Genomic DNA, 20,412 nt, shown 5'->3' with positions numbered 1-20,412 from the left:
CATACAATTGGGAATTTTCTTATTCATGGTCCCAGGCGATAAATTCCGAAGCCATATCGGAAAATTCTCAACCCTTTTAATATTTCAACTTAACCCTTTCAGAAAAAGGTATTCCAACGGGAAATAAAAAAGCGGGCCATGCAAGCCCGCTTTTTCAGGTGGTATATAGGATGAAGTTCATCAGTCGAAGAAATGCCCCTCCAGGCAACAGGCCAGCAGTTCCTGGTCCGTGGTCACGCCCAGGCGGCGCTTGGCCGATGCCTTCTGCGCGCTGATGGTCTTGTCGCTGCGCCGCAGCAGGCGGGCTATCTCGCAGACGCGCAGGCCCGAGACGAACAGCCGCAGTACCTCGTACTCCTTGACCGAGAGCGAGGTCAGGCGGCTGTGCAGGTCGCCGCCCTCGCCCGTGCACGGGCTCAGTACCCTGCGGCCCTTGCTCAGGGCGTCCAGGGCCGACAACAGTTGGGGCATGCCCGCGTCCTTGCGCACCACGCCCTGCACCCCCAGCTCGCACAGACGGTCCAGCACCAGGCGGTTGGACAGCATGGTGAAGACCAGGAATTTTACCTCGGGGAAATTACGTACCAGATAACCGATGAAGCGCACGCCGTCACCGTAGACTTCGTCTCCGGGCATGCTGAAGTCGATGATCGCGATATCGAAATGCTCCCGTCGCAATGCCTCGACCAACTCACCGGAAGTTCGCACCTCACATGCCACTTGATACTGCGGGTGGCGTTCCAGAACTCCACGAACTCCCATCAATACGACTGCGTGATCATCCGCCAGAACGATCTTGATCTTTTTCAAGGCAACCTCACAAACGACGATAACCGCAACTTTCGCGGGTGCCTAATCTAATGGAAGCCCCTGAAAAACGTCACCTTAAAACTGGACTATTTAATCAATATAAGAAAAATCCGACATGACGCCCAAGTTGCCAATAGCGCGCGGGAAAAGAGTGCGGCGCGTCTGCGATGGCCGTCGCCGGCCCGTCCGCGCGCCAAGCGGGGCAGCGGAAATGCCGTGAAAAAAATCAGACGGATCGGAGGGGAAAAGGGGGAAACGGAGCTAGCCTGAGGGGAATTGTGGCTACGAAGAATCCCACCCGAAAATGGAGGTGGCCCCGCCAGCCACACCCCGGCACACGATGTCACCGCTGCGGCTGCTCCCTTCCGGGCCTGACCGGGTTCACGGCTGATCGTTGCGGGGGGACCGACAGGGCCACCATAACGAAACCCGCCTGAGCAGCGGGCGGCGACATTGTACCGAGCCCAGCGCAAGTTACAAGCACTTCAAGCACTTAGCGGTGAAATCCGCGATGAGACACGCAGAAATGGCAATTTGATATCACCACCCTGCGACATGATGGCACACTGCCATGGCACTGGTGAGATGGAGGGGACGGACACCCCTCGGCGCTTCAGCCCTCAACGCTTTGGGAGAATTCCGATGATCAAGTCTGCGCTCGCTGTCCTGGCCCTGGGCCTGTCTTCCACCGCCTTCGCCAACGGCGGCACCATCACCTTCAGCGGCCACATCTATTCGCCACCGTGCCAGGTCACCGATGTCGCCAGCGAAGCCAGCGCGCGCCAGGCACGCCTGGCGTTGACGGGCTGCGGCGGGACCTCGAGCCTGTCGTTCAGCGAACCGTCCGGGCAGGAAGCGGCCCGCCAACTGGCGGTGACCGACCTGGACGGCCGCCACGTCGACCTCGGCGCCGGGCACGAGGCGCAAGGCGGCGACCTCAACCTGGTGCTGCGCAACCTGGACGGCCGCAGCGGCGCGCGGCCGCTGCTGCTGAACATCACCTACCTCTGAGTTCCCCCTCCCCCCTCGCCCGGCGGCGCGGGGGATGGCCTCACTCGGCGCGGATCATGCCGCCGGGGATCGGCTGGGTCGACACCTCCAGGTTCGGCCCCAGGTAGAGGTCGCTCTTCTCGAAGCCGGGCCGGCTGCTGAAGCTGGCGTACTTCTCCTGCCCGCGGTGGAAGGTGAAGGCCACCCGGTAGTCGCCGCCACGCAGCAGGCGCAGGGGGAAGCTCAGCACGGCGCCCGGCTGGATCTCGCCGGAGAGGCTTTCCTCGCCGTTCTCCTTGAAGCTGTAGCTCGCCGGCGCGCTGGCGTTGGCGTCGTAGTGCAGCTGGATCTGCGGACGCTCGGTCCAGGCCACGTAGAGGGCGAACAGCAGGACCAGGGCGATCAGCCCCGCGAGCCGCTGTTTTCTAGCCTTGTCCATCGTCGCCCCCGGTCAGTTGAGGCTGTCGGCCAGGGCCTTGGCCGGGACGAAGCGCACCACTCTCTTCGCGGCGATCTCGATGCTCTTGCCGGTTTGCGGGTTGCGCCCGGTGCGCGCGGCGCGCTCGCTCACCTTGAGCTTGCCGATGCCCGGCAGGGTCAGCTCGCCGTCGTTCTCCAGGGCGTCCTGGACGATGCCGGCCAGTTGCTCGAACACGCCGCGCACCGAGGCCTGGGTCAGGTCGAGGGATTCGGCGATGTCGCGTACCAGTTGTTCCTTGGTCATTGCCATGGTGTTTCTCTCCGGATGGTCTTGGGAATTCGTTCAGGCGTCGATGCCGTGGCCGGCCAGCAGCTTCAGCAGCCCCTCTTCGTCCATGACGTCCACGCCGAGTTCCTGGGCCTTGGCCAGCTTGGAGCCGGCGCCGGGGCCGGCCACCACGCAATGGGTCTTGGCCGATACGGAACCGGCGACCTTCGCGCCCAGGCTTTCCAGCTTCTCCTTGGCGACGTCGCGGCTCATGGCCTCCAGGGTGCCGGTGAGCACCCAGGTCTGCCCGGCCAGCGGCAGGCCCTCGGCCTGCTTCTTCTCGCTCGCCCAGTGCATGCCGAACTCGCGCAGCTGGGCCTCGATGGCCAGGGCGCGGGCGGCGTTGCCGGCATCGTCGAAGAATTCGCGCAGGCTCTTGGCCGCGCGTTCGGGCAGGCGCTCCACCTGGCGCAGGTCGAGCCAGTCGGCATGGATGATGCCTTCCAGCGAGCCGAAGCGGCTGGCCAGCTTCTCCGCGCCGGTGGCGGCGATGAAGGGGATGTTGAGCTTGTCGATGAAGCCCGCCAGGGTGGCGCAGGCGGCGAACTCGGCGGCCACCCCGCCCTCCTCCTGCAGCTGCACGCCATGCTCGGCGTCCAGCAGTTCGGCGATCACCTTGCGGTTGTGCTCGTCGGCGAAGAAGTTGTGGATCTCGTAGGCCACTTCGGCGCCGACGTCCGGCAGGTAGGTCAGCACCTCCGGCAGGGCCTGCTGGATGCGCGCCAGCGAGCCGAGGGCGCGGGCCAGCAGCTTGGCGGTCTCCTCGCCGACGTCGGGGATGCCCAGGGCGTAGACGAAGCGCGCCAGGCTCGGCCGGCGGCTGTCGGCGATGGCGTTGATCAGGTTGTTGCTGGACACCTCGGCGAAGCCTTCCAGCTCGATCACCTGCTCGTAGGCCAGGCGGTAGAGGTCGGCCGGCGACTTGACCAGGCCCTTGTCCACCAGTTGCTCGACGATCTTGTCGCCGAGGCCGTCGATGTCCATGGCCCGGCGCGAGACGAAGTGGATGATCGACTGCTTGAGCTGCGCCTGGCAGAACAGCCGGCCGACGCAGCGGTAGATGGCGCCTTCGCTGACCGACTCGCGGCCCTTGGCGCGCTTGACCAGTTGCGTGCGCTCCACCTGCGAGCCGCACACCGGGCAGTGCTCGGGAATGTGCACCGGGCGCGCGTCGGCCGGGCGGCGCTCGGTGACCACCTGCATCACCTGCGGGATCACGTCGCCGGCGCGGCGGATGATCACGGTGTCGCCGATCATCAGGCCCAGGCGCGCCACTTCGTCCATGTTGTGCAGGGTGGCGTTCGACACGGTGACGCCGGCCACCTGCACCGGCTTCAGGCGCGCCACCGGGGTCACGGCGCCGGTGCGGCCGACCTGGAACTCCACGTCGAGCAGCTCGGTGAGTTCCTCGCGGGCCGGGAACTTGTGGGCGATGGCCCAGCGCGGCTCGCGGGCGCGGAAGCCCAGCTCGCGCTGGAAGTCGATGCGGTTGACCTTGAACACCACGCCGTCGATCTCGTAGGCCAGGCTGTCGCGGCGCTGGCCGATGTCGGCGTAGTAGTCCTGGCAGCCCTTCACCCCGCGGACCAGCCTCAGCTCCCGGCTGACCGGGATGCCCCAGGCCTTGAAGGCCTCGAGTATGTCGACCTGGGTGCCCGGCAGGCTGCCGCCCTCGACGCGGCCGAAGCCGTAGGCGCACAGTTCCAGCGGGCGGCTGGCGGTGATCTTCGGGTCGAGCTGGCGCAGGCTGCCGGCGGCGGCATTGCGCGGGTTGGCGAAGGTCTTGGCGCCAGCCTCCATCTGCCGGGCGTTGAGCGCCTCGAAGCCGGCCTTGGACATGAACACCTCGCCGCGCACTTCCAGCACCGCCGGCCAACCCTCGCCCTGCAGGCGCAGGGGGATGTTGCGCACGGTGCGCACGTTGGCGCTGATGTCTTCGCCGGTGGTGCCGTCGCCGCGGGTGGCGCCGCGGGTCAGCCGGCCGTTCTCGTAAAGCAGGCTGACCGCCAGGCCGTCGAGCTTGGGTTCGCAGCTGTATTCCACCTCGGCGCCGCCACCGAGCAGGTCGCCGCCCGGCAGCAGGTCGGCCAGGCCTTCGCGCACGCGGCGGTCGAAGTCCAGCAGGTCCTGCTCCTCGAAGGCGTTGCCCAGGCTGAGCATGGGGATTTCGTGGCGGATCTCGCCGAAGGCCGAGGCGGCCGCCCCGCCGACGCGCTGGGTCGGCGACTCGGGGGTGACCAGGTCCGGGTGCTCGGCCTCCAGTTCCTTCAGCTCGCGGAACAGGCGGTCGTACTCGGCGTCCGGCACGCTGGGCTCGTCGAGCACGTAGTAGCGGTAGTTGTGCGCGTCCAGTTCGCTGCGGAGCTGGGCGATGCGTTGGGCGGCGGTCTGGGTGTCGGTCATTCAGAAAGCCTCAAGCGGCAAGCTAAAAGCGGCAAGACAAGAAAAGCAAAGCCCCAAGCCAAGCGCTAGGCTTGCAGCTTGGGGCCTGTAGCTTGCCGCTGCGTTTATCGTTTCTGCGTCAGCGCGCGGCGTTCGAACTCGATGATGCGCTGGCGGTAATGCTCGATGGTCTGCGCGGTCATCACGCTGCGCTGCTCGTCCTTCAGCTCGCCGTTGAGTTCGTGGGCCAGCTTGCGGGCGGCGGCGACCATCACGTCGAAGGCCTGCTTCGGATGGCGCGGGCCCGGCAGGCCGAGGAAGAAGCTCACCGCGCGGGTGCTGAACTGGTCGATGTTGTCCAGGTCGAAGGTGCCCGGCTTGACCGCGTTGGCCATGGAGAACAGCACTTCGCCGTTGCCGGCCATGCTCTCGTGGCGGTGGAAGATGTCCATGTCGCCGAAGCGCAGGCCGCTCTCGAGGATGTTCTGCAGCAGCGCCGGGCCCTTGAAGCCACCCTCGTCGCGGCAGATCACGTTGATGATCAGCACTTCTTCCACCGGAGCCGGGGCGGCGGCGGGCGCCGGGCGCTCCTTGTCCTTTTCCTTGTCCTTCCTGCGGTCCCTGGCCCGGGATTTTTCCTTGGGCGCCTCGGCCAGGGGGTCGGGGAAGTCTTCCTCGTCCAGCGGGCCGAGCAGGTTCGGCGCCGGGTCGTCCAGGGCCAGGTCGCCCTGGCGCGGCTCGCCACGGCGCTTGCCGCGGGCCGGGTCCTTGGCGCTGACCTTGGGCAGGTCGTGCTCGTCCAGCGAAGGCTCGTGGTGCTCGACCACCCGCGAGGGCCCCAGCACCTCGGCGCTGCCGCCGTCGTCATCGTCGTCCAGTTGGTTGGCGAAATGGCGGTCCAGCTTGAACTTCAGCTTGCCCTTTCCGCCCCGCATGCGCCGCCAGCCATCGAACAGAATGCCGGCGATCACGATAAGCCCAATGACGATCAGCCATTCGCGCAGACCGATATCCATCTAATCCCAGTGCCCCTGATAAAAATGATGATGAAAAAGGGATGTCCTATCCCGGTAAAACGCGAACCCCGAGTTGTATGTTCGCGCGTAACAAAGTGGGCATTAAGCTAGCATGCCCGACACAACTTTTACACCGTCTGCGGCTGTTGCCCGCAGCAATATTCGCAACTTTTCCCGGGCGCTCCCGGGACTGGGCTTACCCCAATCGAATCAAGGGGTTACGCATATCCTCCCAGTACAGCACAGATCAACGCCGGGCGCTGACGAATACTGTACGAAATTTGTCCAGAAGGCACTTCATCAGGCTTCCGCCAGTGCCACGGCTTCTTCCACGTCGACCGCCACCAGGCGCGAACATCCCGGCTCGTGCATGGTCACGCCCATCAACTGGTCGGCCATTTCCATGGCGATCTTGTTGTGGGTGATATAGATGAACTGCACTTTCTCGGACATTTCCTTGACCAGGCGGGCATAACGCCCGACGTTGGCGTCGTCCAGCGGCGCGTCGACCTCGTCGAGCATGCAGAACGGCGCCGGGTTGAGCTGGAAGATGGCGAACACCAGGGCCAGCGCGGTCAGCGCCTTCTCGCCGCCGGACAGCAGGTGGATGGTGCTGTTCTTCTTGCCCGGCGGGCGCGCCATGATCGCCACCCCTGTATCGAGTAGATCTTCGCCGGTAAGTTCCAGGTAGGCGTGACCGCCGCCGAACACCTTGGGGAACAATGCCTGAAGGCCAGCATTGATCTGGTCGAAGGTTTCCTTGAAGCGGTTGCGGGTTTCCTTGTCGATCTTGCGGATGACGTTCTCCAGGGTGTCCAGGGCTTCCACCAGGTCGTCGTTCTGCTCGTCCAGGTAGCGCTTGCGCTGGGACTGCTGCTGGTATTCGTCGATGGCCGCGAGGTTGATCGCGCCCAGGCGCTGGATGCGCCCGGCCAGTTCCTCCAGGCGGGTTTCCCAGACCTTCTCGGCGGCGTCGTGGGGCAAGGTGCCGAGCACCGTGTGCAAGTCGTAGCCGTCCTCGCCGAGTTGCTCCTGCAGCGCCTTGCGACGAACGGTCAGGGCCTGCCACTCCATGCGCTGCTGCTCCAGCTGGCCGCGCAGCAGCTGCGACTGCTGCTCGGCCTGGGTGCGGCGCTTCTCGGCGTCGCGCAGCTGGCGGTCGGCGTCTTCCAGGGTCAGGCGCGCGGTCTTGAGTTCCTCTTCCACGCCCATGCGCCGCTCCAGCAGCTCTTCCAGGCGCATGCGCAACTCTTCCAGGGGGGCGGCGCCCTCCTCCAGGTTGAGGCTGAGCTGCTCGCAGCGCTCGACCAGGCGCACGGCCTGCACGTCGAGGCGCTCCAGGGCCTGGCGGGTGGATTCGTGCTGCGCTTTCAGCGAGCCGACGCGCACCGCCAGCTGGTGGGCGTGGTCCTTGTGCTGGCGGGCGTCCTGGCGGATGCGGTCGAGACGCTCGCGCAGCTCGTCGCGCTCGGCCAGCAGCGCCTCGCGGCGGCCGGTGTCCTCGGCCATGGCGTCCAGCGCCACCTGCAGGTGCAGGCGCGCCTCGCCCAGCTGTTCCTGCTCCAGGGCGCGCTGCTCGGCCAGTTCGGCCAGTTCCTCGTCGAGGCGGCGGCGGCGCAGGGTCAACTGTTCGACCTTGGCCTGCTGGGCCGAGAGCGCGGCCTTCAGCTCGCCATGGCGGCGACCTTCCTCCTGGATGCGCCGGCGCAGTTGCTCGCGGCCCTCTTCGACCTGGCGCTGGGCCTGGCGCTGGGCTTGCAGTTGTTCGTCCAGGGCGGCCAGGCGCTCTTCCAGTTCTTCCCGTTCGGCATACAGCCGCTCCAGCTCCTGGCCGCGGGCCAGCACGCCGGATTCGGCGGAGTCGCCGCGGCGCACCCGCAGGAAGTGCCGGCCGACCCAGTAGCCGTCGCGGCTGACCAGGCTCTGCCCGGCGCCCAGCGCGGCGCGCTGGGCCAGGGCCTGCTCCAGGCTTTCCACCGGGCGCACGCCGGCCAGCCAGGGCGACAGGTCGTGGTCGGCGCTGACCTTGTCCAGCAGGCTGCCGGCGGCACCGGCGCCGCCGCGCGGCAGGTCGAGCAGGCGCAGCTCGCCCTTTTCCAGGCCGGCATAGGGCAGCCCGGCGAAATCCTCCAGCAGCACGGCGTGCAGGTCGGCGCCGAGCACGGTTTCCACCGCCAGCTCCCAGCCCGGCTCCACGCGCAGGCCTTCGGCCAGGCGCGGGCGCTGCTCCAGGCCCTGCTCGCGCAGCCAGTCGGCGGCGCCGGCGCCCGGGTCCAGGGCGGCCTGCTGCAGGGCCTCCAGGGAGGCGATGCGGCCATTCAGGCGCTGCAGTTCGCCCTGGGCCTGGTGCTGCGCGGCGTTGCCATCCTGCAGGCCCTGGCGCACCTGCTCCAGGCGCTCGACCAGCTCCAGCTCCTCGGCCTGCAGTTCTTCCAGTTGCAGTTCGACGGCGGCCAGCTGTTCGCTCAGCTCGAGGATGGCCGCGCCTTCGGGGTCGGCGGCCAGTTGCGCGCGTTCCTCGGCCAGGCGGCGTTCGCGCTCGCCCTGGCGCTCCAGGCTGTGCTCCAGGTGCTGGATGCTCGACTGCTGCACCTCGGCCTCGCGGCGCGGCTCGGCGCTGCGCTGGTTGAAGGCGTCCCAGCGCTGCTGCCAGTCGTGCATGCCGGCCTCGGACGCTTCCAGCAGGGCGCTGGCCTCCTCGGCGGCGGCGGCGCTGGTTTCCTGCTCGGGGGCCAGCATGTCCAGCTCCTCGGCCAGAGTCGCCAGCAGGGTGCGGTCGTGGCCCAGGTGCGATTCGGTTTCCTGGCGGGTGCGCTCGGCCTCGCGCAGGTCGTCCTGCAGCTGGCGCATGCGCTGCTGGCCGTGCTGGATGCTCTGCTCGACGCGGGCGATGTCGCCGCCCACCGAGTAGAAGCGCCCCTGCACCTGGTTGAAGCGCTCGGACAGCTCGTGGTGGCCGTCGCGCAGGCGCTCGATGCTGGCGTCGGCGCTGCGCTGCTCGGCCACCAGGGCCTCGAAGGCCACCTCCTGGTCGCCGATCACCCGCTCCTTCTGCCCCACCTGCTCGTTCAGCTCGCGCCATTTCAGGGCGCCCAGCTGGGCCTTGAGCTGGCGTTCCTCGGCCTTGTATTCCTGGTACTTCTCCGCCGACTGGGCCTGGCGATGCAGGCGTTCGAGCTGGCGCTCCAGCTCCTCGCGCAGGTCGGTCAGGCGCGCCAGGTTCTCCTGGGTGCGGCGGATGCGGTTCTCGGTCTCGCGGCGGCGCTCCTTGTACTTGGAGATGCCGGCGGCTTCCTCGATGAAGTTGCGCAGGTCCTCCGGCTTGGCCTCGATCAGCTTGGAGATCATGCCCTGCTCGATGATCGAGTAGCTGCGCGGGCCCAGGCCGGTGCCGAGGAAGATGTCGGTGATGTCGCGGCGCCGGCACTTGGTGCCGTTGAGGAAGTAGGTGTTCTGGCCATCGCGGGTGACGCGGCGGCGGATGGAAATCTCGGCGTAGGCGGCGTACTCGCCCACCAGGGTGCCGTCGGTGTTGTCGAAGATCAGCTCGATGGACGCCTGGGTCACCGGCTTGCGCGTGTTGGAGCCGTTGAAGATGACGTCGGTCATCGACTCGCCGCGGAGGTTCTTCGCCGAACTCTCGCCCATCACCCAGCGCACGGCGTCGATGATGTTGGACTTGCCGCAGCCGTTGGGGCCGACCACGGCGGCCATGTTGCTCGGGAAGCCGACGGTGGTGGGGTCGACGAAGGACTTGAACCCCGCCAGCTTGATGCATTTGAGGCGCATGCGGGCTTCCTCAGCGTTCGGCCAGGGCAGCCAGCACCAGCTGGCTGTTGTGGCGGCCGTAGTCCAGCAGCACCGTGCGGATGGCCGCCTCGTCGCGCTCGATCACCGCCTGCAACAGGCGGGCGAAGCTGTCGAGGAACTGGCTCATCTCGCTTTTGCGCCGCTCCAGGGCCAGGTGGTAGGTGCGGCTGATGGCCGGCAGCAGGTTCTCCACCGTTTCCTGCAGGTAGGGGTTGGCGGCGAACGGGAAGGCGGCGCGCATGATGTCGAAGCTGGATTCGACGAAGGCGTCGATGTCGCCGCGCTGCAGGTTGTCCAGCAGGCGCTGCTGGATGGCCAGGAACGGCTGCAGGTCGCGCTCCTCGCGCCAGGTCCGGGCCACCGCCACGGCGAGCAGGATGTACAGCTCCATGACCAGCGCGTAGAGGCTTTCGACGTGGCTGGCGGACAGCTCCGAGACCTGCGCCCCGCGGCGCGGCAGGATGACCACCAGGTGGCGGCGCTCGAGGATCAGCAGCGCCTCGCGCACCGAGCCGCGGCTGACGTTCAGGGCCTGGGTGACCTTCTGCTCCTGGATGCGTTCGCGTTCCTTGAGCTCGCCCCGGATGATGCGTTCGGCGAGGTGGTGGGCAATCTGCTCAGCCAGGCTGTCCGGGGCCTTGAACGTCATGGGTGTCCTTATCGCTGGAGGGCTGATGGAATGGGGCTTGCGGCCGCGCAGTGTAACACAGGGTGTTACCCGGCAACGCCCCGGTCAAGGGGCTCGACTGAACGAAGGTTGGTGCGTAGGAAGAAAGGATTGGGCGCAGGATTGTCTGACAATCCTACAACGAGAGTCACCCCCATGTTCGCCTTCCTCCCCCCTGCCTGGATGCTGAGCCTGAAGAAGGCCGGCTACTGGATCTGGCTGGTGCCGGTGTTCGGCATCCCGCTGAGCTACTGGTGGTCCTACGGCAGCGAGCACCCCAACGCCTGGGCCTGGCTCGTCATCGCCGTGGTGTTCCTGGTCATCCCCGTGCTCGACGCCATCGTCGGCCGCGACCCGGCCAACCCCGACGAGGCCAGCGAAGTGCCCGTGCTGGAACGCGAGGGCTACTACCGCTTCCTCAGCCTGATGACCGTGCCGCTGCTGCTGGGCATGCTGGTCTACGGCGGCTGGGTGATCACCCACTATGAAGCCTGGAACTGGGTGGGCAAGCTGGGCTGGATCCTCTCGGTGGGCACGGTGATGGGCGCCATCGGCATCACCGTGTCCCACGAGCTGATCCACAAGGACCCGCAGCTGGAGCAGCGCGCCGGCGGCCTGCTGCTGGCGGCGGTGTGCTACGCCGGGTTCAAGGTGGAACATGTGCGCGGGCACCATGTGAACGTCTCCACCCCGGAGGACGCCTCCTCCTCGCGCTACGACCAGAGCCTGTACGCCTTCCTGCCCCACGCCTACAAGCACAACTTCCTCAACGCCTGGCGCCTGGAGGCCCAGCGCCTGAAGCGCAAGGGCCTGCCGGCGCTGCACTGGCGCAACGAGCTGATCTGGTGGTACGCCGTCAGCGCGCTCTTCCTGCTCGGCTTCAGCCTGGCCTTCGGCTGGCTCGGCGCGGTCTACTTCATCGGCCAGTCGATCATGGCCTTCACCCTGCTGGAGATCGTCAACTACGTCGAGCACTACGGCCTGCACCGCCGGCGCCTGGACGACGGCCGCTACGAACGCACCACCCACGAGCATTCCTGGAACAGCAACTTCCTGCTGACCAACCTGTTCCTCTTCCACCTGCAGCGGCATTCCGACCACCACGCCTACGCCAAGCGCCGCTACCAGGTGCTGCGCCACTACGACGCCAGCCCGCAACTGCCCAACGGCTACGCCGGGATGATCGTCCTGGCGCTGTTCCCGCCGCTGTGGCGCGCGGTGATGAACCCCCGGGTGCGCGCCTACTACGCCGGCGAGGAATACCAGCTGAGCGACACCCAGCGCGCCTGATTCCAACGGGTTCCACGCCTTTGCGGCAGCCGAATACCCCCGGCTGCCGTTTTTTTTGCGCCTCCGGGAGCGTAGAGCGACCTGCAACAGGCGCTTCGGGCTGACTCCGGGCGAGGTGTGGCCAAGGTCAAACGGCGGATAACCGCGAACGGTTATCCGCCCTACGTTACGGGCGGGCCTGGCGTAGGGCGCATAACGCCTACGGCGTTATCCGCCGTTTGGCCTTGGTTCCCGGCGGCTCCGGGGTTGATCAGGGCGGTCTGTGACCCAGGTTATCCGCCCCGCCCTTCCGCTCCTACGAAATAGCTGACCGAAAAATCAGAATTTTGTTGACTTAAAAGTCAGCTTTTCCTAGATTCAGCTCCATCGCGCCCCGCCCAACAACAAGAAAGCCTGGAGGCATGCCTTGATCAGGTTCCTGCTCAACCGCGAGCTGCGTGTCGAAGACCGCCTCGACCCCAACCTCACCGTGCTCAACTACCTGCGCCAGCACCTCGGCAAGACCGGCACCAAGGAGGGCTGCGCCTCCGGTGACTGCGGCGCCTGCACCGTGGTGGTCGGCGAGCTGGTCGGTGCCGAGGGCGCCGAACGCATCCGCTACCGCACCCTCAACGCCTGCCTGACCTTCGTTTCCGCGCTGCACGGCAAGCAGCTGATCGCGGTCGACGACCTCAAGCACCGTGGCGAACTGCACGGCGTGCAGCAGGCCATGGTCGACTGCCACGGCTCGCAGTGCGGCTTCTGCACCCCCGGCTTCGTCATGTCGCTGTTCGCCCTGCAGAAGAACAGCACCGGCGAAACCCACGAAGCGCGCAAGGCCGAAGCCCACGAAGCGCTGGCCGGCAACCTGTGCCGCTGCACCGGCTACCGGCCGATCCTCGACGCCGCCGAGCAGGCCTGCTGCCAGAAGCGCCCGGACCAGTTCGACGCCGCGCAGGAGCAGATCGTCGCCCAGCTCAAGGCCATCGCCCCGCGGGAAACCGCCGAGCTGAACAGCGGCGACAAGCGCTGCCTGCTGCCGCTGACCATCGCCGACCTGGCCGACCTCTACAGCGCCAACCCGCAGGCGCGCCTGCTGGCCGGCGGCACCGACCTGGCCCTGGAGGTCACCCAGTTCCACCGCGAGCTGCCGGTGATGATCTACGTCGGCCATGTCGAGGAAATGAAGCGCGTCGAAGTCCTCGCCGACCGCATCGAGCTGGGCGCCGCCGCGCCCCTGACCGACTGCTACGAGGCGCTGGCCCACGACTGGCCGGACTTCGGCGAGCTGCTGCACCGCTTCGCCTCGCTGCAGATTCGCAACCAGGGCACCCTCGGCGGCAACATCGGCAACGCCTCGCCCATCGGCGACTCGCCGCCGCTGCTGATCGCCCTGGGCGCGCGCATCGTGCTGCGCAAGGGCGGCGAAAGCCGCGAGCTGCCGCTCGACGAATACTTCATCGACTACAAGGTCACCGCGCGCCAGGAAGGCGAGTTCATCGAGAAGGTCATCATCCCGCGCCCGCGGGCCAACCAGGCGTTCCGCGCCTACAAGGTGTCCAAGCGCCTGGACGACGACATCTCCGCGGTCTGCGCGGCCTTCAGCATCACCGTCGAGGACTGCCGCATCAGCGCCGTGCGCAGCGGCTTCGGCGGCATGGCGGCGATCCCCAAGCGCGCCCGCGCCTGCGAGGCGGCGCTGCTCGGCCAGCCGTTCAACGCCGCGACCTTCGAACGCGCCGCGATCGCCCTGGGCGAGGACTTCACCCCGCTCTCGGACTTCCGCGCCAGCAAGGAATACCGCCTGCTCACCGCGCAGAACCTGCTGCGCAAATGCTTCCTCGAACTGGAAGCGCCCCAGGCCGTGACTCGGGTGACCGCATATGCATAAGCACGACAAGACCCAGGAAGAACTCCAGGCGCTGTTCCGCGCCGACCTCACCACCGGCGTCGGCAAGAGCGTCAAGCACGAGAGCGCGCCCAAGCACGTCAGCGGCGAGGCGGTGTACATCGACGACCGCCTGGAATTCCCCAACCAGCTGCACGTCTACGCCCGCATGAGCGACCGCGCCCACGCGCGCATCACCCGGCTGGACGTCAGCCCCTGCTACGACTTCCCCGGCGTGGCCATCGCCATCACCAAGGACGACGTGCCCGGCCAGTTGGACATCGGCCCGGTGGTCGCCGGCGACCCGCTGCTGGCCGACGGCAAGGTCGAGTACGTCGGGCAGATGGTCGTCGCGGTGGCCGCCGACAGCCTGGAGACCGCGCGCAAGGCGGCCATGGCCGCGATCATCGAGTACGAGGACCTGGAACCGGTGCTCGACGTGGTCGAAGCGCTGCGCAAGAAGCACTTCGTGCTCGACAGCCACCAGCACCGCATCGGCGATTCCGCCGCGCAACTGGCGAGCGCGCCGCACCGCATCCAGGGCACCCTGCACATCGGCGGCCAGGAGCACTTCTACCTGGAAACGCAGATTTCCTCGGTGATGCCCAGCGAGGACGGCGGAGTGATCGTCTACACCTCCACGCAGAACCCCACCGAGGTGCAGAAGCTGGTGGCCGAGGTGCTGGGCATCTCCTTCAACAAGGTGGTGATCGACATGCGCCGCATGGGCGGCGGCTTCGGCGGCAAGGAAACCCAGGCCGCGGCGCCCGCCTGCCTGTGCGCGGTGATCGCGCGCCTGACCGGGCGCCCGGCGAAGATGCGCCTGCCGCGGGTGGAAGACATGCAGATGACCGGCAAGCGCCACCCCTTCTACGTCGAGTACGACGTGGGCTTCGACGACGACGGCCTGCTGCACGGCATCCAGATCGAGCTGGCCGGCAACTGCGGCTACTCGCCGGACCTCTCCGGCTCCATCGTCGACCGCGCCATGTTCCACTCGGACAACGCCTACTTCCTCGGCAACGCCACCATCAACGGCCACCGCTGCAAGACCAACACCGCCTCCAACACCGCCTACCGCGGCTTCGGCGGCCCGCAGGGGATGGTCGCCATCGAGGAAGTGATGGACGCCGTGGCCCGCCACCTGGGCAAGGACCCGCTGGAAGTGCGCAAGCGCAACTACTACGGCAAGGACGAGCGCAACATTACCCACTACTACCAGCAGGTGGAGCACAACCTGCTGGAGGAAATGACCGCCGAGCTGGAAGCCAGCGCCGAGTACGCCAGGCGCCGCGCCGAGATCCGCGCGTTCAACGCGAACAGCCCGGTGCTCAAGAAGGGCCTGGCGCTGACCCCGGTGAAGTTCGGCATCAGCTTCACCGCCACCTTCCTCAACCAGGCCGGCGCGCTGATCCACATCTACACCGACGGCAGCATCCACCTGAACCACGGCGGCACCGAGATGGGCCAGGGCCTGAACACCAAGGTGGCGCAGGTGGTGGCGGAAGTCTTCCAGGTCGACATCGACCGCGTGCAGATCACCGCGACCAACACCGACAAGGTGCCCAACACCTCGCCGACCGCCGCCTCCAGCGGCGCCGACCTGAACGGCAAGGCCGCGCAGAACGCCGCCGAGACCATCAAACAGCGCCTGGTGGAGTTCGCCGCCAGGCACTGGAAGGTCACCGAGGAGGACGTCGAGTTCCGCAACAACCAGGTGCGCATCCGCGACCTGATCGTGCCCTTCGAAGAGCTGATCCAGCAGGCCTACTTCGGCCAGGTGTCGCTGTCCTCCACCGGCTTCTACCGCACTCCGAAGATCTACTACGACCGCGAGAAGGCCGCCGGCCGGCCGTTCTACTACTTCGCCTTCGGCGTGTCCTGCTCGGAGGTGATAGTCGACACCCTCACCGGCGAGTACCGCATGCTGCGCACCGACATCCTCCACGACGTCGGCGACTCGCTGAACCCGGCCATCGACATCGGCCAGGTGGAGGGCGGCTTCGTCCAGGGCATGGGCTGGCTGACCATGGAAGAGCTGGTGTGGAACGCCAAGGGCAAGCTCATGACCAACGGCCCGGCCAGCTACAAGATCCCGGCCATCGCCGACATGCCGCTGGACTTGCGGGTGAAGCTGGTGGAGAACCGCAAGAACCCGGAGCAGACGGTGTTCCACTCCAAGGCCGTGGGCGAGCCGCCGTTCATGCTCGGCATCTCGGTGTTCTGCGCCATCAAGGACGCCGTGGCCAGCCTGGCGGACTACCGCGTGCAACCACGGATCGACGCGCCGGCGACGCCGGAGCGGGTGCTCTGGGGGGTGGAGCAGATGCGCAGGTTGAAGGCCGAGCAGGCCGCTGAACCACAAACCACCGCCGAACCGGCATGACCCGTAGGGCGGATAACCGTTCGCGGTTATCCGCCGCTTGACCGTGGCCACACCTCGCTCGAAGCCAGCCCGAAACACCTGTTGCAGGCCGCGCCAGGCTCGACCACGAAGTTGACGATAAACAAGGTGTATCGGCGTACAACCGCGAACGGTTGTACGCCCTACGCTCCATGAACCTTCCGAGGTAGACGCCATGAACTGGATCAGCGCCCTCGCCGACCTGCAGCAACGCGGCGAAGCCGCCGTGCTGGTGACCATCATCGAGGAGCTTGGCTCCACGCCGCGCAACGCCGGCTCGAAGATGGTGGTCAGCGCCGAGAAGCTGTACGACACCATCGGCGGCGGCCACCTGGAGTACAAGGCCCAGCGGATCGCCCGCGAGATGCTCCAGCAGCGCAGCCAGCAGCCGCGCCTGGAGCGCTTCAGCCTGGGCGCCAGCCTCGGCCAGTGCTGCGGCGGCGCCACCGTGCTGCTGTTCGAGCCCATGGGCCAGCCCCAGGCGCACATCGCGGTGTTCGGCGCCGGCCACGTCGGCCGCGCGCTGGTGCCGCTGCTGGCCAACCTGCCGTGCAAGGTGCGCTGGATCGACTCGCGCGACGCCGAATTCCCCGAGGCGATTCCGGCCGGGGTGGAGAAGGTACTGAATGACGAAGTGCTCGACGAGGTCGAGAATATGCCGGCGGGCAGCTACTACATCGTCATGACCCACAACCACGCGCTGGACCTGGAGCTGACCGCGGCGATACTCAGGCGCAACGACTTCGGCTACTTTGGCCTGATCGGCTCGGACACCAAGCGCGCCAAGTTCGAGCACCGCCTGCGCGACCGCGGCTTCGCCGCCGAAACCGTGCAGCGCATGCGCTGCCCCATGGGCATCGCCGAGGTGAAGGGCAAGCTGCCGGTGGAAATCGCCGTGTCCATCGCCGGCGAAGTGATCGCCACCTACAACGCCACCTTCGGCCAGGAAAAGGCCAGCGGCGAGAACAGCGTATCCCGGCTGCTACCCAGCAGCCGCCGGGCGCGTACCGCCGAGAGCGGTGCCTGACATAGAGTCCGTGATGGGTGGAGCACAGCGATACCCATCGATTCCCAGATCGAGAGAACAGCATGACAACCACAGCCTACCGCGCCAGCATCCTGCACAGCGTCGCCGACCCCGCCGAAGTGGGCGTCGAGCAGTCCTACCAGTACTTCGAGGACGGCATCCTGCTGGTGGAGGACGGCAAGGTCGCGCGCCTCGGCCACGCCGCCGAACTGCTGCCGCAACTGGGTGGCGTCGAGGTGGTGGAATACCGCGACGCGCTCATCACCCCCGGCTTCATCGACACCCACATCCACTACCCGCAGACCGGCATGATCGCCTCCTATGGCGAGCAGCTGCTGGACTGGCTGAACACCTACACCTTCCCCACCGAGAAGCAGTTCGCCGACCCGGCCCACGCCGCCGACGTCGCCGGCATCTTCCTCAAGGAGCTGCTGCGCAACGGCACCACCACCGCCCTGGTGTTCGGCAGCGTGCACCCGCAGTCGGTGGACGCGCTGTTCGGCGCTGCCGAGAAGCTCGACCTGCGGCTGATCGCCGGCAAGGTGATGATGGACCGCAACGCCCCGGACTACCTGACCGACACCGCCGAGAGCAGCTACCGCGACAGCAAGGCGCTGATCGAGCGCTGGCACGGCAAGGGCCGCCTGCTCTACGCGGTGACCCCGCGCTTCGCCCCGACCAGCACCCCGGAACAGCTGGACGCCGCCGGGCGCCTGCTCAGGGAGCACCCGGGCGTGTACCTGCACACCCACCTGTCGGAGAACCGCAAGGAGATCGAGTGGGTGAAGGAACTGTTCCCCGAGCGCAGCGGCTACCTGGACGTCTACGACCACCACGGCCTGCTCGGCGCGCGCTCGGTGTTCGCCCACGGCGTGCACCTGTGCGACGGCGAGTGCCAGCGCCTGGCCGAGACCGGCTCGGCGGTGGCCTTCTGCCCCACCTCGAACCTGTTCCTGGGCAGCGGCCTGTTCGACCTGGCGAAGCTTGAGAAGCACAAGGTCAAGGTCGGCCTGGGCACCGACGTCGGCGCCGGCACCAGCTTCTCCCAGCTGCAGTCGCTGAACGAGGCCTACAAGGTGATGCAGTTGCAGGGCATCAAGCTCGACCCCTTCAAGTCGCTGTACCTGGCCACCCTCGGCGGCGCCCGCGCGCTGGAACTGCAGGACAAGGTGGGCAGCTTCGCCCGGGGCAACGAGGCGGACTTCGTGGTGCTGGACTACAAGGCCACCCCGCTGCTGGACTACCGCCTGCGCCAGGCGAAGAGCCTGGAGGAAAAGCTCTTCGCCCTGATCATCCTCGGCGACGACCGCGCGGTGCGCGCGACCTACGCCCACGGCCGCGCGGTGCACCAGCGCGGCTGACCCTTACGGTCGCGCCGGCCGGGCCCTCGCTCAGGACCACCCGCCGGCGGGGCCGCTTTTATCCCGCCGCCCCAGAGCCGAACCGTAGGGCGCATAACGCCCCAGGCGTTATCCGCCGGGGCTTCGTGCCATGCAAGAGCCCCTCTCCCCAACCCTCTCCCTGAAGGGAGAGGGGGCTTGTCCGTGCCGATGGTGGGGCCGTGCCTCATTGAGACATCAGGCGCGAATGAGCGCACCAATGAGATTCGGAATATCGCTTCACGCCGAACGGTCCCCTCTCCCGCTTGCGGGAGAGGGTTAGGGTGAGGGAGCGGAATCCCCACAGAGCACCGCAGCCACCGGGAAACACCATCCGCGAGCAAGAACTAGGCGTCCCCCTCGCTCCGACGAAAAGCCCCCGCCCCGCTACCCCCGCACCTCCACCAGCACCGGGCAGGGCGCCCGCTCGATCACCCGCTGCCCCACCGACGGGTCCAGCAGACGCTCGATGCGCCCCAGGTGGCGATGACCGATGACGATCAGGTCGCAGCCCAGGCGCTCGGCCTCGCGCAGGATGGTCCGCGCCGGGTCGCCGGCCAGCACCCTCCCCGTGGCGCGGCCCGCCGGCAGCTGCGCGATGGCGGCTTCCACCAGGGCCTGGGCCTCGTGCTGCTCGTGCTCGGCCGGCGGGTAGTCGAGCACGTCCGGCTGCGGCAGGGCGAAGGCGCGGTCGACCACGCAGACCACCTCCAGGTGCGGCGCGCCGACCTCGGCCATCTCCGCGGCCAGGGCGACGATCCGCTGCGACTGGGGCGCGCCATCGATGGCAACCAGGATGCGTTCGAACATAGGGCCTTCCTCTTCTGTAACGGCGAACGCCGGTCATTCTTCGGCCCCACGGCAGGTGCGTAAAGGCACCTTGGCCGCACGCCAGAGTTGCACCAGACGCACGTATGGCCGAGCATCCCCGGCAACGAACGCTTCCGGAGGCGCCATGGCCCTGCCCGACCTCAACCTGCTGGTCGCCCTCAACGTGCTGCTCGAAGAAGGCAGCGTGGTCGGCGCCGCGCGCCGCCTGCACCTCAGCCCGCCGGCCATGAGCCGTACCCTGGGGCGCATCCGCGAGGCGGTGGGCGACCCCATCATGGTCCGCGCCGGGCGCAACCTGGTGCCCACCCCGCGGGCCCTGCAGCTGCGCGAGGAAGTGGCGCACCTGGTGGAGCAGGCCACCGGCCTGTTCAATGCCCGCGAGAACCTGCGCCTGGACCAGCTGGAGCGCTGCTTCGTGCTGCGCTCGAACAACGTGCTGGTGGGCGGCTTCGCCGCGCGCATGCTGGCGGTGATGCGCGAGGAGGCGCCGCGCTGCACCCTGCGCCTGGTCCCGGAGGCGGACATCGACGACGAGGCCCTGCGGCAGAACCGCATCGACCTCTACCTCGGCGCCACCTCCACCCTGGAGCCGGAAATCCGCACCCAGACGCTGTTCACCACCAGCTTCGTCGGCCTGGCCCGGCGCGACCACCCCATCTTCGACGGCGAGATCACCCCCGAGCGCTTCGTCGCCTACCCGCAGATCAGCGTGTCGCGCCGCGGCCGCGCCACCGGGCCGCTGGACGATGCCCTGGCCGACCTCGGCCTGCGCCGCGACATCCGCCTGATCACCCCGACCTTCCATTCCTCGATCTTCGCCCTGCTGGAGTCCGACCTGGTGCTGCCCATCGCCGAGCATTCGCTGTGGCGCCTGGACCGCCTGGGCCTGGCCCTGCGCAAGTTCGACATCCCGCTGCCGCTGAAGACGGTGGTGGTGATCCAGGCCTGGCACCCGCGCTTCGACAACGACCCGGCGCACCGCTGGCTGCGGCAGACGGTGAAGCGGGTGTGCACCGAGCTGCGGGAAAGCTCGGGCGTGCTGCCGTGACGACCAATCAGTGCATGGAACGCACTGATTTGTTTTGGACATTTCAATTTTCACACTGATCGGCGCTCCCTAGACTGGGCCAAACACCAGAATCCAGTGACGCCATGCCTTGCCCGACCCCGTGCGCGGCCCGCGGCCTCCTT

15 protein-coding genes and 1 other RNA gene are annotated in these 20,412 nt (G+C 67.4%); 7 read left to right on the top strand and 9 right to left on the bottom strand.

Annotated elements, in window-relative coordinates:
• Nucleotides 1–180: 180 nt before the first annotated feature.
• Entirely contained in the window at nt 181–810 is a 630-nt protein-coding gene (locus CHC02_RS05110) for a response regulator (protein ID WP_089390423.1), read from the bottom strand.
• A gap of 314 nt (nt 811–1,124) precedes the next feature.
• An RNA gene (gene ffs, locus CHC02_RS05105) (signal recognition particle sRNA small type) lies at nt 1,125–1,221 on the bottom strand.
• 231 nt (nt 1,222–1,452) lie between these two features.
• Here ffs and CHC02_RS05100 point away from each other — a divergent pair.
• Nucleotides 1,453–1,821, top strand: coding sequence for a type 1 fimbrial protein (locus CHC02_RS05100; protein WP_089390422.1), 369 nt, complete (start codon nt 1,453–1,455; stop codon nt 1,819–1,821).
• Nucleotides 1,822–1,861: 40 nt separating this feature from the next.
• Here the strand turns inward: CHC02_RS05100 and CHC02_RS05095 are convergent, their stop codons facing one another.
• From CHC02_RS05095 to CHC02_RS05070, 6 genes are all read right to left on the bottom strand, one after another.
• Nucleotides 1,862–2,239, bottom strand: coding sequence for a cbb3-type cytochrome c oxidase subunit 3 (locus CHC02_RS05095; protein WP_089390421.1), 378 nt, complete (start codon nt 2,237–2,239; stop codon nt 1,862–1,864).
• A 12-nt stretch (nt 2,240–2,251) separates the two neighbouring features.
• Nucleotides 2,252–2,530: an HU family DNA-binding protein gene (locus tag CHC02_RS05090; RefSeq protein ID WP_089390420.1), complete on the bottom strand. Its 279-nt coding sequence runs from the start codon at nt 2,528–2,530 to the stop codon at nt 2,252–2,254.
• A 33-nt stretch (nt 2,531–2,563) separates the two neighbouring features.
• Nucleotides 2,564–4,951 (bottom strand): NAD-dependent DNA ligase LigA, encoded by a 2,388-nt coding sequence (ligA, locus tag CHC02_RS05085; protein WP_089390419.1) that lies wholly within the window; start codon nt 4,949–4,951, stop codon nt 2,564–2,566.
• 104 nt (nt 4,952–5,055) lie between these two features.
• Nucleotides 5,056–5,946, bottom strand: a complete 891-nt coding sequence (gene zipA, locus CHC02_RS05080) for a cell division protein ZipA (protein ID WP_089390418.1) — start codon at nt 5,944–5,946, stop codon at nt 5,056–5,058.
• A 300-nt stretch (nt 5,947–6,246) separates the two neighbouring features.
• Nucleotides 6,247–9,735, bottom strand: coding sequence for a chromosome segregation protein SMC (smc, locus tag CHC02_RS05075; protein ID WP_089390417.1), 3,489 nt, complete (start codon nt 9,733–9,735; stop codon nt 6,247–6,249).
• A gap of 10 nt (nt 9,736–9,745) precedes the next feature.
• Nucleotides 9,746–10,405, bottom strand: a complete 660-nt coding sequence (locus tag CHC02_RS05070; protein ID WP_089390416.1) for a GntR family transcriptional regulator — start codon at nt 10,403–10,405, stop codon at nt 9,746–9,748.
• 174 nt (nt 10,406–10,579) lie between these two features.
• Between CHC02_RS05070 and CHC02_RS05065 the strand changes: the two genes are divergently transcribed.
• The 5 genes from CHC02_RS05065 to guaD all read left to right on the top strand — a co-directional run bounded on the left by CHC02_RS05065 (nt 10,580) and on the right by guaD (nt 18,372).
• Entirely contained in the window at nt 10,580–11,713 is a 1,134-nt protein-coding gene (locus CHC02_RS05065) for an alkane 1-monooxygenase (protein ID WP_089390415.1), read from the top strand.
• A 406-nt stretch (nt 11,714–12,119) separates the two neighbouring features.
• Nucleotides 12,120–13,583 (top strand): xanthine dehydrogenase small subunit, encoded by a 1,464-nt coding sequence (gene xdhA / locus CHC02_RS05060; RefSeq protein ID WP_089390414.1) that lies wholly within the window; start codon nt 12,120–12,122, stop codon nt 13,581–13,583.
• A complete protein-coding gene (xdhB, locus tag CHC02_RS05055; RefSeq protein ID WP_089390413.1) occupies nt 13,576–15,966 on the top strand; it encodes a xanthine dehydrogenase molybdopterin binding subunit in 2,391 nt (796 codons plus the stop codon). The genes xdhA and xdhB overlap by 8 nt, the downstream gene beginning before the upstream one ends.
• A gap of 193 nt (nt 15,967–16,159) precedes the next feature.
• Nucleotides 16,160–17,011 (top strand): xanthine dehydrogenase accessory protein XdhC, encoded by an 852-nt coding sequence (gene xdhC / locus CHC02_RS05050; protein ID WP_089390412.1) that lies wholly within the window; start codon nt 16,160–16,162, stop codon nt 17,009–17,011.
• Nucleotides 17,012–17,073: 62 nt separating this feature from the next.
• Nucleotides 17,074–18,372 carry a guanine deaminase gene (guaD, locus tag CHC02_RS05045; protein WP_089390411.1) on the top strand — a complete coding sequence of 433 codons (1,299 nt, stop codon included), beginning with the start codon at nt 17,074–17,076 and terminating at the stop codon, nt 18,370–18,372.
• A gap of 405 nt (nt 18,373–18,777) precedes the next feature.
• Here guaD and CHC02_RS05040 read toward each other — a convergent pair whose 3' ends face one another.
• Nucleotides 18,778–19,200: a universal stress protein gene (locus CHC02_RS05040; protein WP_089390410.1), complete on the bottom strand. Its 423-nt coding sequence runs from the start codon at nt 19,198–19,200 to the stop codon at nt 18,778–18,780.
• A 145-nt stretch (nt 19,201–19,345) separates the two neighbouring features.
• Here CHC02_RS05040 and CHC02_RS05035 point away from each other — a divergent pair, with 145 nt between their 5' ends.
• Nucleotides 19,346–20,269 carry a LysR family transcriptional regulator gene (locus CHC02_RS05035; protein ID WP_089390409.1) on the top strand — a complete coding sequence of 308 codons (924 nt, stop codon included), beginning with the start codon at nt 19,346–19,348 and terminating at the stop codon, nt 20,267–20,269.
• Nucleotides 20,270–20,412 lie beyond the last annotated feature (143 nt).

It is taken from the genome of Pseudomonas delhiensis (genome assembly GCF_900187975.1).
Classification (GTDB): Bacteria; Pseudomonadota; Gammaproteobacteria; order Pseudomonadales; family Pseudomonadaceae; genus Pseudomonas; species Pseudomonas delhiensis.
The sequence above is the reverse complement of the archived record's forward strand: the minus strand, read 5'-3'. Positions and strand labels throughout refer to the sequence as shown.

Bases quoted from the DNA above. Each gene is read 5' to 3' on its own strand.
- zipA (WP_089390418.1), bottom strand. From the start codon at position 5,946: ATGGATATCGGTCTGCGCGAATGGCTGATCGTCATTGGGCTTATCGTG.
- CHC02_RS05100 (WP_089390422.1), top strand. From the start codon at position 1,453: ATGATCAAGTCTGCGCTCGCTGTCCTGGCCCTGGGCCTGTCTTCCACC.
- CHC02_RS05040 (WP_089390410.1), bottom strand. From the start codon at position 19,200: ATGTTCGAACGCATCCTGGTTGCCATCGATGGCGCGCCCCAGTCGCAG.
- CHC02_RS05035 (WP_089390409.1), top strand. From the start codon at position 19,346: ATGGCCCTGCCCGACCTCAACCTGCTGGTCGCCCTCAACGTGCTGCTC.
- CHC02_RS05095 (WP_089390421.1), bottom strand. From the start codon at position 2,239: ATGGACAAGGCTAGAAAACAGCGGCTCGCGGGGCTGATCGCCCTGGTC.
- guaD (WP_089390411.1), top strand. From the start codon at position 17,074: ATGACAACCACAGCCTACCGCGCCAGCATCCTGCACAGCGTCGCCGAC.
- CHC02_RS05090 (WP_089390420.1), bottom strand. From the start codon at position 2,530: ATGGCAATGACCAAGGAACAACTGGTACGCGACATCGCCGAATCCCTC.
- CHC02_RS05070 (WP_089390416.1), bottom strand. From the start codon at position 10,405: ATGACGTTCAAGGCCCCGGACAGCCTGGCTGAGCAGATTGCCCACCAC.
- CHC02_RS05065 (WP_089390415.1), top strand. From the start codon at position 10,580: ATGTTCGCCTTCCTCCCCCCTGCCTGGATGCTGAGCCTGAAGAAGGCC.
- xdhB (WP_089390413.1), top strand. From the start codon at position 13,576: ATGCATAAGCACGACAAGACCCAGGAAGAACTCCAGGCGCTGTTCCGC.
- xdhC (WP_089390412.1), top strand. From the start codon at position 16,160: ATGAACTGGATCAGCGCCCTCGCCGACCTGCAGCAACGCGGCGAAGCC.
- ligA (WP_089390419.1), bottom strand. From the start codon at position 4,951: ATGACCGACACCCAGACCGCCGCCCAACGCATCGCCCAGCTCCGCAGC.
- smc (WP_089390417.1), bottom strand. From the start codon at position 9,735: ATGCGCCTCAAATGCATCAAGCTGGCGGGGTTCAAGTCCTTCGTCGAC.